This is a genomic window from Salinimonas sediminis (genome assembly GCF_003429285.1).
GTDB classification, from domain to species: domain Bacteria; phylum Pseudomonadota; class Gammaproteobacteria; order Enterobacterales; family Alteromonadaceae; genus Alteromonas; species Alteromonas indica.
The window spans coordinates 4,319,907-4,336,148 of sequence record NZ_CP031769.1 but is presented as its reverse complement, the minus strand read 5'-3'; the positions used below and the strand labels follow the sequence as shown (position 1 = coordinate 4,336,148).

At 48.3% G+C, this 16,242-nt stretch carries 12 protein-coding genes and 1 riboswitch; of the genes, 7 read left to right on the top strand and 5 right to left on the bottom strand.

The features are described from left to right. Nucleotides 1–86 precede the first annotated feature (86 nt). The 5 genes from D0Y50_RS18960 to D0Y50_RS18940 all read right to left on the bottom strand — a co-directional run bounded on the left by D0Y50_RS18960 (nucleotide 87) and on the right by D0Y50_RS18940 (nucleotide 5,683). On the bottom strand, nucleotides 87–1,169 hold the full coding sequence (locus D0Y50_RS18960; protein WP_117318488.1) for an HNH endonuclease domain-containing protein: 1,083 nt from the start codon (nucleotides 1,167–1,169) through the stop codon (nucleotides 87–89). Nucleotides 1,170–1,444: 275 nt separating this feature from the next. Then, entirely contained in the window at nucleotides 1,445–1,768 is a 324-nt protein-coding gene (locus tag D0Y50_RS18955; protein WP_117318486.1) for a class I SAM-dependent methyltransferase, read from the bottom strand. Further along, nucleotides 1,758–3,626 (bottom strand): DNA phosphorothioation-associated putative methyltransferase, encoded by a 1,869-nt coding sequence (locus D0Y50_RS18950; protein WP_117318484.1) that lies wholly within the window; start codon nucleotides 3,624–3,626, stop codon nucleotides 1,758–1,760. Before D0Y50_RS18950 ends, D0Y50_RS18955 begins: the two co-directional genes overlap by 11 nt. Then, the gene (locus D0Y50_RS18945; RefSeq protein ID WP_147318264.1) at nucleotides 3,627–4,457 is read right to left on the bottom strand and encodes a hypothetical protein; all 831 of its coding nucleotides are present in this window, start codon (nucleotides 4,455–4,457) and stop codon (nucleotides 3,627–3,629) included. A 38-nt stretch (nucleotides 4,458–4,495) separates the two neighbouring features. Further along, complete coding sequence (locus D0Y50_RS18940; protein WP_117318480.1) at nucleotides 4,496–5,683, bottom strand: dimethylsulfonioproprionate lyase family protein; 1,188 nt, start codon at nucleotides 5,681–5,683, stop codon at nucleotides 4,496–4,498. 468 nt (nucleotides 5,684–6,151) lie between these two features. Continuing rightward, nucleotides 6,152–6,254: riboswitch (guanidine-I (ykkC/yxkD leader) on the top strand. Between the two features lie 61 nt (nucleotides 6,255–6,315). On the opposite strand from D0Y50_RS18940, the gene D0Y50_RS18935 reads away from it, so the two are divergent. The 7 genes from D0Y50_RS18935 (at nucleotide 6,316) to atzF (ending at nucleotide 15,930) form a co-directional block, all read left to right on the top strand. Next, a complete protein-coding gene (locus D0Y50_RS18935) occupies nucleotides 6,316–7,368 on the top strand; it encodes a putative urea ABC transporter substrate-binding protein (protein ID WP_117318478.1) in 1,053 nt (350 codons plus the stop codon). Between the two features lie 67 nt (nucleotides 7,369–7,435). Continuing rightward, nucleotides 7,436–8,254, top strand: coding sequence for an ABC transporter permease (locus D0Y50_RS18930; RefSeq protein ID WP_108568651.1), 819 nt, complete (start codon nucleotides 7,436–7,438; stop codon nucleotides 8,252–8,254). After that, nucleotides 8,251–9,054 carry an ABC transporter ATP-binding protein gene (locus D0Y50_RS18925; RefSeq protein ID WP_117318476.1) on the top strand — a complete coding sequence of 268 codons (804 nt, stop codon included), beginning with the start codon at nucleotides 8,251–8,253 and terminating at the stop codon, nucleotides 9,052–9,054. The genes D0Y50_RS18930 and D0Y50_RS18925 overlap by 4 nt, the downstream gene beginning before the upstream one ends. Further along, entirely contained in the window at nucleotides 9,054–9,770 is a 717-nt protein-coding gene (locus tag D0Y50_RS18920) for an urea amidolyase associated protein UAAP1 (protein WP_117318474.1), read from the top strand. Before D0Y50_RS18925 ends, D0Y50_RS18920 begins: the two co-directional genes overlap by 1 nt. Before the next feature lie 3 nt (nucleotides 9,771–9,773). Beyond that, entirely contained in the window at nucleotides 9,774–10,415 is a 642-nt protein-coding gene (locus tag D0Y50_RS18915) for an urea amidolyase associated protein UAAP2 (protein ID WP_117318472.1), read from the top strand. A gap of 80 nt (nucleotides 10,416–10,495) precedes the next feature. Further along, nucleotides 10,496–14,113, top strand: a complete 3,618-nt coding sequence (uca, locus tag D0Y50_RS18910) for an urea carboxylase (protein ID WP_117318461.1) — start codon at nucleotides 10,496–10,498, stop codon at nucleotides 14,111–14,113. Beyond that, nucleotides 14,110–15,930 carry an allophanate hydrolase gene (atzF, locus tag D0Y50_RS18905; RefSeq protein WP_117318459.1) on the top strand — a complete coding sequence of 607 codons (1,821 nt, stop codon included), beginning with the start codon at nucleotides 14,110–14,112 and terminating at the stop codon, nucleotides 15,928–15,930. Before uca ends, atzF begins: the two co-directional genes overlap by 4 nt. Nucleotides 15,931–16,242: the final 312 nt, after the last annotated feature.

Here is a 16,242-nt window from a genome sequence, read left to right as displayed (position 1 = left end):
CGGCCAAATAAGTCTTTACGTAAAAATTTTACGTAAAATGTGAGTTTTGTAAAGTCTGACTTTAAAATTTAACGTAATTTTCTAGATCAATTACACAAAGCCCACGTAGTGAAGCCTAGTTGCTCAGCAACTTGATGCTGAGTGCTGATGTAGCTGCACAACTTGTCGGAAACAACACTTTCTTTAATGGTAATTAATTGAGGTGAAATCTTTAGGTCGGAAGCAATTTCTGCTGCGATAAGCTCCCATTTATGGTTGTTTTTGGAGTGGTATCTCATTGCTGCCAATTGAAAATCAATAAAATTTTCTAGGTACAGCTCCAAGTTTGGAAGGGAGTTACCTTTACTGCTGTTAATACCTACTGTTGTGGGTACCAAGTTCCAGACTCTATCATGACAGACAAATGACCAAGGTAGAAAGTGGTCAAGAGAGAAATTGTCCAACGGTAATGGTGTGCCCGCGTAAATACATGAACTTTTGCAGTTTTTCTTAAGGAATTCACCCCAGTAAGCTCTTTGTCTAGACAGAGATGAACGTGATGCAGGTGGGGCTGTTTTGTGAATAATTGCTGGAACTTCGGGATTTTGCTTTTGTAGGAATGCTACCCACCTACTTTCTAAGTACTGCAACAACAGCGGGTAATTATCCTGAATGAAACGGCCCCATTCAGGGTGAGTTTCAATTTTTTTTGAACATTCACTTATTCGGTACAGCGGCTTTCGGGAGTCGTATCGAGCTGCTGCAGATTCTTTTATCATCCGATTCTTTTTGCCATCTGGCTGCCCCCGCAGCTCTTCGGCAAAGAATGGTGAAAGCAGCCTGTACTGAACATATCGTGCTAGTTCTTTTTTGAGCTCTACTTTGTTTACTTCTTTGGAGAGGGCATCCCTCAAGCTTGTAGTAAAGCCTGTTGATGTAATTGCACCTATATCATTGAAGTTAAAGTCTTGGTTGCGAAACAGGTTACCAACTTTATCTTGTACCCCAAAAGAGAGCTTAAAATATTGGTTGGGATACCAGGCATACACCAAAATATCCAATACCACATCATCAATCGATAAAACGAACTCGCCATTCTTTGCTCTATTTATTACTGATTTCAGGAATAAATATTTATATGAATTGGTCGTGTGCCTGAATAATGCTATAAAATCCTGGACAAACGTCAAAGTTTATCAACCTTTAGAATAAGGTTTAGCCAACGAGTGTCATTTCGTAACAAAATATCCTCCGACTCCCACTTTTCAATAACATTTAAAAAGCTGTCCTCTTTGATTATGGACTCAATTTCATCCGTGTTACGAAGTGGAAATGGCCTTTTATCACTGAAGTTTCCCGTTTTCAGAGATATGTAGATAACACCAGAGGTACGGCAGGCCTGTATGAAATGCTTGAGGGCTACCGCGAATTCGCTTTTTGTTAAATGAATTAGTGAAGCGCATGCCTAGATACCATCAAATTTGGAAACGTAATTTAGCTCATGGAAGCGTTGATGGTTGACCTTAAGAGCGGTGAATTTTGAGGCGAGCTTAGCCAGCTCTTCTGAACCATCGAAAGCTTTAACACTGTAGCCTCCTTGAAGAAAGTGTTTTGTATCTCTACCGGACCCACAGCCTGCATCTAGAACCCGTCCCTGTTTTGGAATATATTTTAGAAAACGCGGGTAAATGCTCGACATATCAATCTTTAAGCTTTTCTCAAAATACTCAATTGCATTTTCTTCGTAATACTGAATTGCAGCAGCTGAGTTATTTGGGCTAAATGACATAATCTTTTTTATTTTCTAAAACAGCCATGTATTGCTCATCCATATAATCAAAAAAGTCCACATCTTGCTCAGCCATTTTTATCTTAACGCGTTCTTTCAGCTTTGGGCTATCTTCTTCTTCGAAATTTTCATAGCCTAAGAGAGTCAGCTTACCTGATGTGGTATGAACTTTCACGAGCTGGATATCTTCTAGCTCGCCATACAATTGTAGAGCTGAGCTAACGTAAACTCGAAGCAAAGGAGAGAGCAAATCAAGATATTGCTTATGGAGAGTTAGCGAGTGGGGGCGCCCAATTTCATTCGCGAGCACGCTCTTGGGTAAATAGTCGTTTGCTTCTAAACACGCTTGTTCGATAAGGTCATTGTCAGCAATTTGATAAAGAAGCTCCGTCGCCTGAGCTTGCGCCCTTTTGTGCGTATCAAAAAAGGCTTTTATGTCGCGTTTAGTTTGCTCGGATTGATGCTTATAGGGTTTACGCTTACCGAATAAACCTACTGCAAAATAGACCAGCAGGTCTTCTCGTCGCATTTGCTGCGCAACTTTCAAATCCTCTGGCCCGTAGTAGGTTTGGCACAGTCGAAAGGCTTTTTTTATTGTACCGACTAACTCAATTAATTCTTCGGCCTGGTCGAATTCTTCTTTAATGGGGCAGCGGCCCAATAGTAAGCTGGTCTCCCAAAATGCTTCAAATAGTTTGCCGTGTTTAGTGAAAAGAAGCTGAGTATTGGCTTTCTTAACGTCCACAGGTTGGGATTTATGATTCCAATCATGTTTTCGTTTATGACGATTTTGAAGAAAGTTTTGTTCTAGGAGCCTATCTTTAAAAATAAAGTAAATACCCGGGGCTACCGCGATAGCAGATTCATCAAGACTTAACTCGATGAACATTTTCAGCTCGCTCTGGTTATAGTACTTCTGGAAGGTGTTGCGACTGGTAATTATACCGTCTTTATAGGGCGTGAACCTTGCCAAGTAGCTTTCATTGGCAAGCATAGCTGATACTACCAGTAATTTATCCGTTAGCTCCCAGGCCCCTTGAATAGCCTCCATACGCTCGTTACGGTCTTCTATTACGTTTATGACAAAGCCTATATTAACTAGGTCAGCACCTACCTTTTCAGCGTCAGGCAGAAAATTTGGGTCCCAGCCTAACGCATCAAGCCCATGCGCCTCGAGATCTCTAAGGTCGTCGCCTCTTCCACAGCCATAATCGAATATGGAATACTGCCCTTCTAAGAAGCCATGCTTCGCTAGCGCTTTCATAGGCGCAGAGAGTTCGTAACGAACTATTGCTGTTTTATCCCTCGCGATTTCTTTTTCATTCTGGCTTAACAGAAGTGCCGAATTTCGAAACAATCGGCCGTCAACGAGTTCGTACCCATGTTTGTTTATTAAGGCTTCCCAGGAGGCTTTAAATCCAATATGGCGAGAATTTTCATATAGGCCTGCTTGAACACCTTCATCGGTGATTTGTTTAAACTCTTCGTAATAAGGGTTACTAGAAGCTACCAAAGTTTCTTTTCGATGCAGGATTGGGGGGTTGTCGTAGTTCGAATAGTCGGTGATTTTGTGTGAAAGCTTATTTAAGTCTACCGTAACGCTTTGTTTTAGCGCTGGATAAGACTCTTCAAAGAAGGTGGGGTAGTGAAGCAAGCTTAGTGAAAAATTTCGGCGGGACAGCTTTACTAAGTTCCAGCTATTGTCTGGAATTTTTAAAGCTTTTCCGATAGCCCGTATAACTTTGCTTAAATCAGAAGGTATTGATTCCAATAAACTGTCATGAAGGTATATAGCATCTGGTAGCTTTTTCCCGCATTCTAAACCGTTGACTAAAGAATGAAACTTGGTTGCATCCATTTAGAGTTCCTTTGCTAATTTAATCGCTGCTTCACCAAAAGCTTTTTTTGACGGATATCTTCTGCCTTTTTCACTAACTCGCATGATCTGAAGATGACGAGTGGATTCGTTCAAATTGACACTTACGTGCAAAGGCCTGTCTGCGCCATAATAGTAAATTCGATCATACTCGAGATGTTTGGAGATAAATTTCACTATATCTGACGAAGGCATGCCCAAAACGTAGAAGTCACAGGCCGCACCACCTCGCGAGCAAATTGAGTTATCTTTAGCATTTTTCTCATAGGATGCATGTTGATCTAATGCTGGATAAGTGTTGGCGGATGAATACTTGGATATGTATCGTTTGAGTTCAGTTGATGTGAAGCCGTAAGTAACATGAACGGTTTCCTTTCCAAAATGACGTTCAATGGGAAGAAGCAAATCCCAAACTAATTTTTCCAAAGAGCGAATGGTTTGAACATTGTGGGGCGAATTACTAATTTTAGAGCCATGTTTTTTTTGGTGCCAATTTATTAACTGCTCACCTAGTGAATAGTTCAAGATACTATTCGTTGATGGGACAAAATAGAGAAATCTATTTTTGACTTTCTTGAACTGTAATAGGCCGTTTTCTCTCATATGCTTTAGTTCGCGATTAGAAAGTTGAAGAAGTGATTTTATTTCATTTGAAGTTAAATAACGTTCCATAAATTTACATGTCGATAAAAAGAAAGGAGCCTGTACGTAACTAGCTCCTTCATTTTTTATCACTTTTTGCAAGCAAGGCGCAAGGCTCATCAGTTCATGAAAATATTTGCTCGGTGCATCCCATCTTCTGCGAAATTTCAAACGTTTTAATTCTTTATAGCATACAAAAAAGACTTCCCTCAATATTCCCACTGTGTGGGTGTACAACGGTAGCGAGAGTGAGGTTCGGCGTTGCGTTCGCCGCCTTGTTGCTCTACGACTTCACACACCTGAGTGGTTTGTACATTATCCCGTGCGGTGGTTCTTCCCCATACTGAAACCAGGCCTGAGGTGGTGTCGCCACAGCTTTTAGCTGCTTCAAAAGCATGAATTGTATTGCGCTCAAAGTATGTGAAGTTATTGCCGTTGGGCGATTTCTGGATAAACCAGGCAGGTAGGTCGGTGTCTTTTTCGGCATCAATAATAAAAGAATCATCGTCGCTGCTATGCTCAAACAGGGCGCTGTCTGCATGGGCGGCGAAAAAGCGGTTTTCCACTCCGCACGAGGGGGCGGTCAGCGGCAGGTAAAACTCTTGAGGATGGTGGAAGTGATAAGGGTAAAACGTATCCTGAAGCTGAATTGTCATGCCTATTTCGGCGCCCACGCTTTCGCCATCGATAGTGTTGATGCGTAGCATTCCCCATGGGCCCATAACCTCGGCGTAGGCGTAGCCACCCCGAAACCGGTCATTATGGGCTTTTTCGGCATCCGCATAAAACGGCAACCAACCTACCGCGGCCCATAATTCCGGCAACGCGTTAGCGGTAATGTCAGTACTCAAATAGTCGGGCATATGGCTTTGGCTAACAATAGGCCAGAACTCATTGGCCAGGGTTAAGCCCGCTTCTTTTATAGCGCCGGTTTTTTTGCTGTAAAACTCAGTTAGGGTGGGGCGGTTGAGCCAGTCAGCCACTTTATAAGTGATTTTTAACTGTTCGTTGGCAGTATAAAGCGCAGACGCGTCGTAATTTTTCTGTGTATCGAAGCAGGCTTTCGCATCCTCAGGGTTGTTCAGCACGGCGTCAACATGCTTAATGACTTTTTGCACGTCCTGATAACCGGCGGTGCAGTCTCGGGCAATATCGCCGCTACCATCGTTGGTTTCCGTTACAGCCAGCGGGCCAACTTCGCAGCCCTGGTTTTTGGTCAGTATCTCTTTTACACCTTCCAAATAGGTAAGCGTTTGCTGCCAAAGGCGCTGCGTGTGTTCGGCGTTTTGCGTGGAGGTATCGATATTTTCATCGCAAACAAAGTCTGCGGCCACGGATAACGATGAAAACATCATCAAATGGGCGCCTGCCATATAGCGTATAGCTCGTTTTTTCATGCCACTTCTCGTAAGTTAATAAAATATGCGAATGCTAGCATGTGCATACGACAGAAGTGTCAGACCAGGCTCATAGCTATAGGGTTGAAGAGCATAACTTCCGCCTTCGTTACCGACGCCTTGGCCTCTTCTTAAACGAATTTTTAGTTATGAACCCGTAATTTAAAGATCGGATGCACATAAGTTCATCAAATATTAATTTTTTATTAAGTTTTGCTTGGTGGCGGTCTATTTTCAGGATGTAGTTTCTTCAGTATTGCGCTAACCCCCAAGATCGGGGCGGGTCATTGAACAACAAATAGATTGGCTGCGGAATAAATCTTCTGCACCAAAACTGCTCCTATTGCCTGTTTTTGGTGCACTGCGCCCGTCGTAACCCCTCTACAGCCCGCATTCTTTCGCTGGCATGGCTTATGCAAAATCATTCATACGTTCGTACCCTTGGAAAGTCGGGCGCTACAATTTGGTAAAATAGAAGGCTAGGGTTCCGGCATTATTATGATGTGACTGGTCCAAGAGCTTTCGACCTTGATGCTTCAAGGTTACACGGCGGGATAAAAGCCCGGGAGACCACATGGCGATATGGCCAAGGGTACTCCATGTGTGACTAAACAAGCTGAAAAGGTAACCTCATGAACATTACCCACAAAAAAGTTTCTGCTGTACTGTGCGCTCTTCTTTTTTCTACTCAAACCCTAGCCCAAGATGCCTTTAAAGTTTGCTGGTCGGTATATGCCGGGTGGATGCCGTGGGCGTACGCCAGCGACTCCGGCATTATTGATAAATGGGCCGACAAATACGGTATCGATATTGAGGTAGTGCAGGTAAATGACTATGTCGAGTCGATCAATCAGTACACCGCCGGTGAGTTTGATGCCTGCGCAATGACCAATATGGATGCCCTGACAATTCCGGCAGTGGGCGGTCTGGACAGCACCATGTTTATCGTCGGCGACTACTCGAATGGCAACGATGCGGTCATTTTGAAAAACCAGTCTGAGTTAAGTGCAATAAAAGGCCAGCGGGTTAACTTTGTTGAATTTAGTGTGTCGCACTATTTACTGGCCCGGGCCCTGGATTCAGCCGGTTTATCTGAGCGGGACATTAGCAGCGTGAATACCGCGGATGCAGATATTACCTCGGTATTTACCACTGACTCGGTCAATGCAGTGGTCACCTGGAACCCCATGACCAACCATATCTTGTCTATGGACAAAGCCTACAACGTGTTTGATTCGTCGATGATCCCCGGCGAAATTATTGACGGCATGGTGGCCAATACAGAAGTACTGAACGCCAACCCTGAATTTGCCAAAGCCCTGACCGGCGCCTGGTTCGAAACGCTGCAAAAAATGCAAGGGGACTCTGCCAAAGCCAAAGCGGTGCGCGAGCACATGGCAGAAGCGGCGCAAACCGACCTGGCAAACTATGATGGCCAGCTCGACAAAACCCTCATGTTCTATTCTCCCCAGGATGCGGCGGCATTCACCACAGATAAAAAGCTTATCGATACCATGCAGCATGTCGCAGAATTTTCTTTTGAACATGGCCTGCTGGGTGAAGGTGCGCCTAGCGCAGATATTGTAGGTATTGAAACGCCTGCCGGGGTTTACGGCAACGCGGGTTACATCAAACTGCGTTTTGATGATACCTACATGCAAATGGCCGCCAAAGGCGAGCTATAAATACCTGAAGGGCGGTGTATGCCGCTTTTTATATGCCTGTTTAGCGCTACCTAAGATAAGACCCAGTATGAAAAAATTGATTAACTATACACCGTCTACGGCCACCAGACTGTTTTTAGGGTTGCTACCTTTTGCGCTGCTGTTGCTGGTATACATGGGAGCCTCTGAAGCCCGCCTGGCTGAAAATCCCAATGACCGTTTACTCCCCTCGCTTACACAGATGGGAGACGCTATTGAAAGGCTGGCCATGGAGCCCAGCAAACGCACCGGCGAACTGACGTTCTGGCAGGATACCCAAAGCAGCCTTATTCGTTTGTTATCCGGGGTGGCTATTGCCGCGCTGTTTGGCCTGGTGTTAGGGCTATTAACCGGCGCATTGCCGGTGTTAAATGCTTGGCTGGCCCCCTTACTAACCGTTATATCGCTGATTCCGCCTTTGGCTGTGCTGCCCATTCTGTTTATTGCAATCGGCCTGGGCGAGGCATCAAAAATTACCTTAATTACGATTGGTATTGCGCCGTTTATTGCCCGGGATATACAGCGTAGCACCCAGCAGATCCCCACCGAGCAACTGGTTAAAGCCCAGACCTTGGGCGCCAGTACATTACAGATTCTAATGCGGGTGTTACTGCCCCAGATCATGCCCAGACTGATTGATGCAGTGCGCCTGTCGCTGGGGGCCGGCTGGCTGTTTCTAATCGCGGCTGAGGCCATTTCTTCAACTGACGGGCTGGGGTATCGCATCTTTTTGGTGCGCCGCTATATGTCGATGGACATTATTTTGCCTTACGTTATGTGGATCACGCTATTGGCCTTTCTATTTGACTATCTGCTGGGCTTACTCAACCGGCGTTTACACCCATGGAGTGAAGGAACTAACGCATGAGCGAACCGTTAATTCAGGCTACCAATGTTGGCAAAACCTACGGCCAGGATGTGATTTTAGAGCGAGTGAATGTTGATGTGCATCAAGGCGAATTCATCACGTTAGTGGGCGCATCCGGCTGTGGTAAAAGCACTTTTTTAAAAATGATTCTGGGTACCGAACAGTCCAGCACCGGCAGCTTGCTGTTAAACGGCAAGCCCATGCCCAATGAACCGGGGCCCGACCGGGGCATTGTGTTCCAGCAATATTCGGTTTTCCCGCATATGACCGTGCTAGATAACGTAGTGGCGGCCCGCGGCTTTCAAAAAGCCTCTCTTACCGGTTTGTTGTTTGGTCGGCAAAAACGGCAGGCTCGTGATGATGCTATTGCCATCCTAGAACAGGTTGGGCTGGGCCATGCGCTTAAGCGTTACCCTCATGAACTATCCGGTGGCATGAAGCAGCGCCTGGCCATTGCGCAAGCGGTTATCTGCAAACCCAAAATTCTGTTGCTCGATGAGCCGTTCGGGGCGTTGGACCCGGGGATCCGGGCCGACATGCACGCCCTGATTCTGGATTTATGGAAAACCCACAAACTCACTATTTTTATGGTTACACATGATCTTAAAGAAGGCTTTTATCTGGGTACCCGGCTGTGGGTCTTCGACAAACTGCGCCACGACCCGCAGGCTCCTAATGCCTATGGCGCATCGATAACCTACGACCTGCCCGTATCTCAGGAGGGCCGCGACACACTGGATGAGATTACGCGACAACTCGGCGCCTCTCGCCCCACCATACCGTATAAGGAAACCGCATAATGACCTGTTATGAAACCATCATTCCTGCCGCCAGCCATTGGTCGTTGCGGGTGCGCCGAGGGGTACAGCTTACCCTGACCGACATCGAAGGCGACGCCAACGTGGGCATGATGTTTTACAACCCGGAAAACCTGTTGGAGCGCTATAACGCACCCGATACGTTAAAGTGCCAACATACCTTTAAACTTACTCGCGGGCATTGCCTGTATTCGGATATGGGGCGTATTTTTGCCTCAATCACGCATGACACTTTGGATTGGCATGAAACCATGGCCGGTAACTGCCACGCCAGCCATGTACAGCAAAAATGGGGCAAACGCGATTATCAGCAAGATCGCAACCAGTGGCTGCAAAACGGTCACGACGCCATGCTGGTGGAAATGGCTAAGTATGGTCTGACCCAAGCCGACATGGCGGCCAATCTTAATCTGTTTAGCAAAGTTCATACGGATACCGGCGGCAACATGGCGCTGGCCCCTGGGCACAGTAAACCAGGCAGCAACGTTACGCTGCGCTTCGAGATGGATACGCTGGTTATCTTGCACACCTGCCCTCATCCGCTTAGCCAGGCGGATACCTACCCACGCAAGCCGGTATCGTTACTGATGAAGCGTGCTGCCCCCGTCCAGGACGATGACTATTGTAAAAATCTGCGCCCTGAAAACCAGCGCGGGTTTGCAAATAATGCCCTTTATCACTTTGGTCTGGAGGCTTAACCCATGATTCAGGAAAGTACCCGAGAGGCGGCGAACGCCACTCAACAATATACTATTGGTTCGGGCGATTATTTCATCCATCGCATTGCGGCCGGTGCGACCTTTCGGTTTGTCGACTCACAAGGAAACCAGGCTGCCGATACCCTGTTTTATAACGCCCAAAATCCGGCAGAGCGCTACAGCGCCACCGACACTATGCGCGAGCAGGGCAATATCTATTTAACAGCCGGTTCGGTATTACGCTCAAACCTGAATAATCCCATGCTGGAAATTGTGGCAGATACGTGTGGCCGGCATGACACGCTGGGCGGCGCCTGTGCCAGTGAAAGTAACACCGTGCGCTACGATTTGGAAAAGCGCTGCATGCATGCCTGCCGTGACAGCTGGATGCTGGCTATTGCGGAACATCCGGAGTACGGACTGCACAAACGGGACATTGCCCACAATGTGAATTTCTTTATGAATGTACCGGTAACCGACGCCGGCGGGCTTACTTTTGAAGACGGCATTTCAGCGCCCGGTAAATATGTGGAAATGCGTGCAGCAATGGATTTGATTGTACTGATTTCCAATTGCCCGCAATTGAATAACCCGTGTAACGGATATAACCCAACGCCGGTAGATGTACTGGTATGGGACGCCTGATTTCTGTTTAACTGCTTACTCTTTCAGTGGACGACCGCTGTCATATCTTTTTACCGGGACGACCCGGCCAAGGTTTTGTCATGTTTCATACCGTACTGATTGCCAACCGTGGCGCCATTGCTGTCCGTATTATCCGCACTTTGCAAAAAATGAACATTAAAGCGGTGGCTGTGTATGCTGCCTCTGATGCAAACAGCCGCCATGTAAAACTGGCTGACGAGGCTTACTCACTGGGCGAGGGCAATGCCTCTCAAACTTATCTGGATGTCGATAAAATTCTGTCCATTGCCCGGCAAGCTGGGGCTCAGGCTATTCATCCAGGCTATGGCTTTTTAAGCGAAAATGCCGACTTTGTGCGCCGTTGTGAAGCCCAGCACATCGCATTTATTGGCCCCACTGACGAACACATGCAGGCATTTGGCCTGAAACACCGTGCCAGAGCGTTAGCCGAGCAGGCCGGCGTGCCTCTGCTACCAGGCTCAGAACTACTTACTGATATCGACAGCGCCTGCGAGCACGCAACGACCGTGGGTTATCCGGTAATGCTAAAAAGTACCGCCGGTGGCGGTGGCATTGGTATGCATCTGTGTCACGACGAAGCAGAGTTGCGCCAGCACTTTGACTCAGTAAAACGGTTAGGTGCCAGTAACTTTGCCGACGACGGTGTGTTTCTGGAAAAGTTTATTGCCCGGGCTAGACATATCGAAGTGCAGATATTCGGTGATGGTAAAGGTACTGCAATTGCCCTGGGTGAGCGGGATTGCTCCAGTCAGCGGCGCAACCAGAAAGTAGTGGAAGAGTGCCCGGCCCCTAACTTAACCGAAACCGTACGTACCCAGCTACACGAGACTGCTGAGTCGTTACTGGCGTCGGTTAACTACCGTAACGCCGGTACAGTGGAGTTTATTTATGACATGGACACCGACCTGTTCTATTTTCTGGAAGTTAATACGCGCTTGCAGGTAGAACACGGTGTAACCGAAGAAGTGTATCAGGTTGACCTGGTCGGATGGATGGTAAAACTGGCTGCAGGCGAGCCTATGGAGCTTAATAACCTGCGTAGCACGCTGCGCCCCGTTGGCCATGCCATTCAGGTGCGGGTGTATGCCGAAGATCCTTTCAACAACTTTCGCCCCAGCCCTGGGTTACTCAGCCATGTGAGCTTACCGGCAAGCGATACTACGCAGGACAGTGCGCGGATACGCATTGACCACTGGGTAGAAACCGGCATTGAGGTTTCACCGTATTTTGACCCCATGCTGGCCAAGGTTATCGTCCATGAGGCTGACCGTGAAGCCGCTCTTAATCTGTTGCAACATACCTTAAGCGAATGTGTATTGTATGGCACCCAAACTAACCTGGATTATCTACAACAACTGCTGGATGATCCTACGTTGCAACAAGGCCAGGTAAGTACCCGGTATCTGAACAGCTTTCATTATCAGCCCCAACGTATTGATGTGCTAAGTGGTGGTACTCAAACCACGTTACAAGATTTCCCCGGTCGACAGCATCACTGGAATGTGGGTGTGCCGCCCTCAGGGCCGTTTGACAATTACGCCAGCCGCCTGGCGAACCGGGTACTGAACAACCCCACCGACGCGGCGGTAATAGAAATTACCCTGCAGGGGCCGGTGCTGCAGTTCAGCTTTGATACCTGTATAGCCCTTTGTGGGGCCTATGCCGAGGTGAAACTGGACGACACATCAGTGCCGTATAACCAGGTTGTGGCAGTAAAACAGGGTCAGGTACTGTCGGTTGGCCGTATCCGCCAAACCGGTGCGCGGGCTTACTTAGCCGTCGCGGGCGGATTTGACTGCCCAGCGTATCTGGGTTCCCGCTCGACATTTACGCTGGGCAATTTTGGTGGCCATAATGGCCGCGCCTTGGCCACCGGCGATGTGCTGAGTACCTTTGGTAGCACCCAGGCTATTGAAGGCACCACGGCGCCAGCCTCGCTGGTACCAGCGCTTTCCCACGAACATGAGCTCAGGGTGATTTATGGCCCTCATGGCTGTCCGGACTTTTTTACCGCAGATGATATTACCGAATTTTTTGCGACGAGCTGGGAGATTCACTACAACTCCAGCCGTACCGGTGTGCGTCTGATTGGCCCGAAACCTCAGTGGGCCAGAAACAACGGTGGGGAAGCAGGGCTGCACCCATCTAACATTCATGACAATGCCTATGCGTTTGGCAGTGTGGATTTTACCGGCGATATGCCGGTAATTTTGGGCCCGGACGGCCCGTCGCTGGGCGGGTTTGTATGCCCGGCCACGGTGATCACCGCTGATTTGTGGAAGCTCGGCCAGTTACGGGCCGGTGATAAGGTGCGGTTTGTGCCGGTTAGCCTGGATGGTGCGGTAAAACTGGAAGCCGAACAGCATGCTCAGCTAGAGAGCCTAAGCGGCACACCGCAGCAGGTAGAATGTGTGGGGATCACCACACCCATTCTTAAAACTCTGCCGGCCAGTGAGTATGGTGATGACATTGTGTATCGCGCCGCTGGCGACCATTTTCTGCTGGTGGAATACGGCGAACAGGTATTGGATATTAGGCTGCGTTTTCGCGCCCATGCACTGATGCAGTGGCTGGAAGCACAACCCTTTACCGGTATGCGAGAGCTCACGCCGGGTATTCGGTCACTGCAAATCCACTACAACAGTCAGCAAATAAGCCATACCCGTTTACTTACAATTTTAGAACAGGCAGAACGCGAGCTTGGGCAGCGTTTAGATGAGCTGACAGTCCCATCGCGAACGGTTTATTTACCGCTTTCCTGGGATGATAAAGCCTGTCAGGAAGCCATCGATAAATACGCGCAGTCAGTGCGTTCCAATGCGCCCTGGTGCCCCAGTAACCTGGAATTTATTCGTCGCATAAACGGCCTTAACAGTATTGATGAAGTTAAAGATATTTTGTTTAGCGCCAGCTATCTGGTGATGGGGCTGGGGGATGTGTATTTGGGCGCCCCGGTGGCCACGCCGGTTGACCCACGTCACCGTCTGGTCACCACTAAATATAACCCGGCACGAACCTGGACAGCAGAAAACTCGGTGGGTATTGGGGGGTCTTACCTGTGTGTGTATGGTATGGAAGGCCCCGGTGGTTATCAGTTTGTTGGACGCACCCTGCAAATGTGGAATCGTTATCGCCAGACCAGTGTCTTCGAGAAGCCCTGGTTATTGCGCTTTTTTGACCAAATTCGTTTTTACGAAGTCAGCCATGATGAGCTACAACAAATTCGGGCAGATTTCCCTCACGACAACTACCCCATAAAAATAGAGCAAAGCAGCTTTTCATTAGCTGAATACGAAGCCTTCGTGACAGACCACCAAAGTGACATCGACGGCTTTGTGAACCGCCGTAATCAAGCCTTTGATGAAGAGCTGGCGCGCTGGCATGCCAACGGTCAGTTCCATTTTGACCAGGACGAAGCGCATAGCGATGAGCAGGAAGTCACCTGGGCTGATGATGCCATTGTAGTCGACAGCCCGGTGTCGGGGAGCGTGTGGCAAACCCAAGTGAAAATTGGTGAGTCAGTAAAAGCCGGCCAACTGCTGGTGGTACTGGAATCAATGAAAATGGAAATACCCTTACATGCTACCTGTGATGGTGTGGTGTCGCAGGTATTATTAAACAATGGCAGCCGCGTTAACGCCGGCCAGGCTGTGGTAGTGATGGAGGAGCAGGCATGAGTTTAAATGCAGCGGTAAACACAACCCGGGATATGGGTTTCGATGCCCTTAAAAGCGCCTACCTGAATGGCAGTACTACGCCTGCTGAAGTTATGCAGGAAATACGTCAACGGGCGGGCCAGTACCGTGAACACAATATCTGGATCCACCTGTTAAGCGAGCAGGAACAAGCGCCTTTTTTAACGTCGCTAGCGCACAAAGACCCAGCTACCCATGCATTGTGGGGGATCCCGTTTGCCATCAAAGATAATATTGATTTAGCCGGTATCCCGACTACCGCTGGTTGCCCCGCATTTGCTTATACCCCGCACCAGTCTGCGTATGTGGTACAGCAACTAATTGATGCCGGGGCGATCCCTGTTGGTAAAACCAATCTTGACCAATTTGCTACCGGACTAAATGGTACCCGTTCGCCCTATGGCGCCTGCCACAACGCTTTTGATTATGCCTATATCAGCGGCGGCTCAAGTTCCGGTTCCGCTGTGGCGGTAGCGCTGGGGCTGGCGAGTTTTAGTCTGGGTACAGATACCGCAGGCTCCGGGCGCATTCCGGCCTGCTTTAACAATTTGGTAGGCGTAAAACCCACTATAGGTTTGCTGTCGGCCACCGGCTTGGTACCAGCATGTCGCAGCCTAGATTGTATTACGCTGTTTGCTTATAACACTGATGATGCGAATCACACCTTGGCCATTGCCGAAGGGTTTGATTGCACCGATGGTTACAGCCGTGAAAATCCTTATGCTAATCAAAGCCGTCAGTACGGTATGCGACGGGGTCCATTAACCGTGGGCATTATTGCGCCTGATCAGCTTAAGTTTTTTGGTGACGATGATTATCAGGAAGCTTATCAAAAAACACTGGCAGAGCTTAGCAGTCAGGGCTTTGAGTTTAAGGAAATTAACTACGCGCCTTTTGATGAAATTGCCAAGCTACTTTACGAAGGCCCGTGGGTTGCCGAGCGATATTTGGCAACCCAGCCGCTAATCGATGAAAACCCCGATGCTATATTCCCGGTGGTGCGCCAGATTATAGAGCAGGGGGCCGCGCCCTCGGCCACCGCGCTGTTTAAAGCCCAGTATCGCATTAACGAATTAAAGCAAATCTGCCTGGCCCAGCTTAACGCGGTAGATTGTATGTTAACCCCCACCGCGGGCACCCATTTTACTATTGATGAAATGCTTAAAGAGCCGGTGAAACATAATAGCGAGCTGGGATACTACACCAACTTTATGAACCTTATCGACTTGGCCAGTATTGCCGTACCGACGCAAATAACCCGCAGTGGTATGCCATTTGGTATCACTTTGGTGGGCCCCACATTTAGCGACCGCAGACTGCTGTCTATTGCCAACCGGTTACAGCACATCTTTCCATTACCCAAAGGGTCGATGGAAGCACCCGCCACGCCTCAGTGCGAGCAGCCTGTGGGAACCCAGTATGTTGATGTTGTGGTATGTGGAGCGCACCTACAGGGCCAACCGCTGAATTGGCAGCTCACCGAACGCGGAGCCACGCTTAAACAAACCACCACCACCGCGCCGCATTACCGACTATACGCACTGGCAGGCGGCCCACCGCAGCGCCCAGGCCTGCAATATACCGATAAAAATGGCGCTACTATCGAAGTGGAAGTCTGGCAAATTCCCGCCGCTGAGTTCGGCAGTTTTGTGGCCAACATACCGTCGCCACTGGGCATCGGCAAAGTTCAGCTCGCCGATGGCACTCAGGCCAGCGGTTTTATCTGCGAACAATACGGCTTGGAAGGCGCAACCGACATTACCGACATTGGCAGCTGGCGCAAGTTTGTAGATAGTTAGGCTGGTGGATTTAGGTTGTGTGTGAGGATGTAGAAAAGCCAGCAGATTGCTGGTTTTTTTATGTAAACCTACAATAAAGATTATTGAAAGAGGAACTTTTCACCATTATTAGAAAGTTTGTTGTTTCACGTACAAAGCTCTCCTATACAAATAAGAGCCTAGATATCTTGGGAGTCATTCTTCATCTAATTTAACAGCTTCGTTAAGAAAGGAGTTCTACCCGAGCTTACGAGGGCCAGGTTTTCGGAACAGGTGGCCTTCTTGAGCCGGATTGAAAAATATGTACGCTTCTCGAATTAACTTATTCGCTTC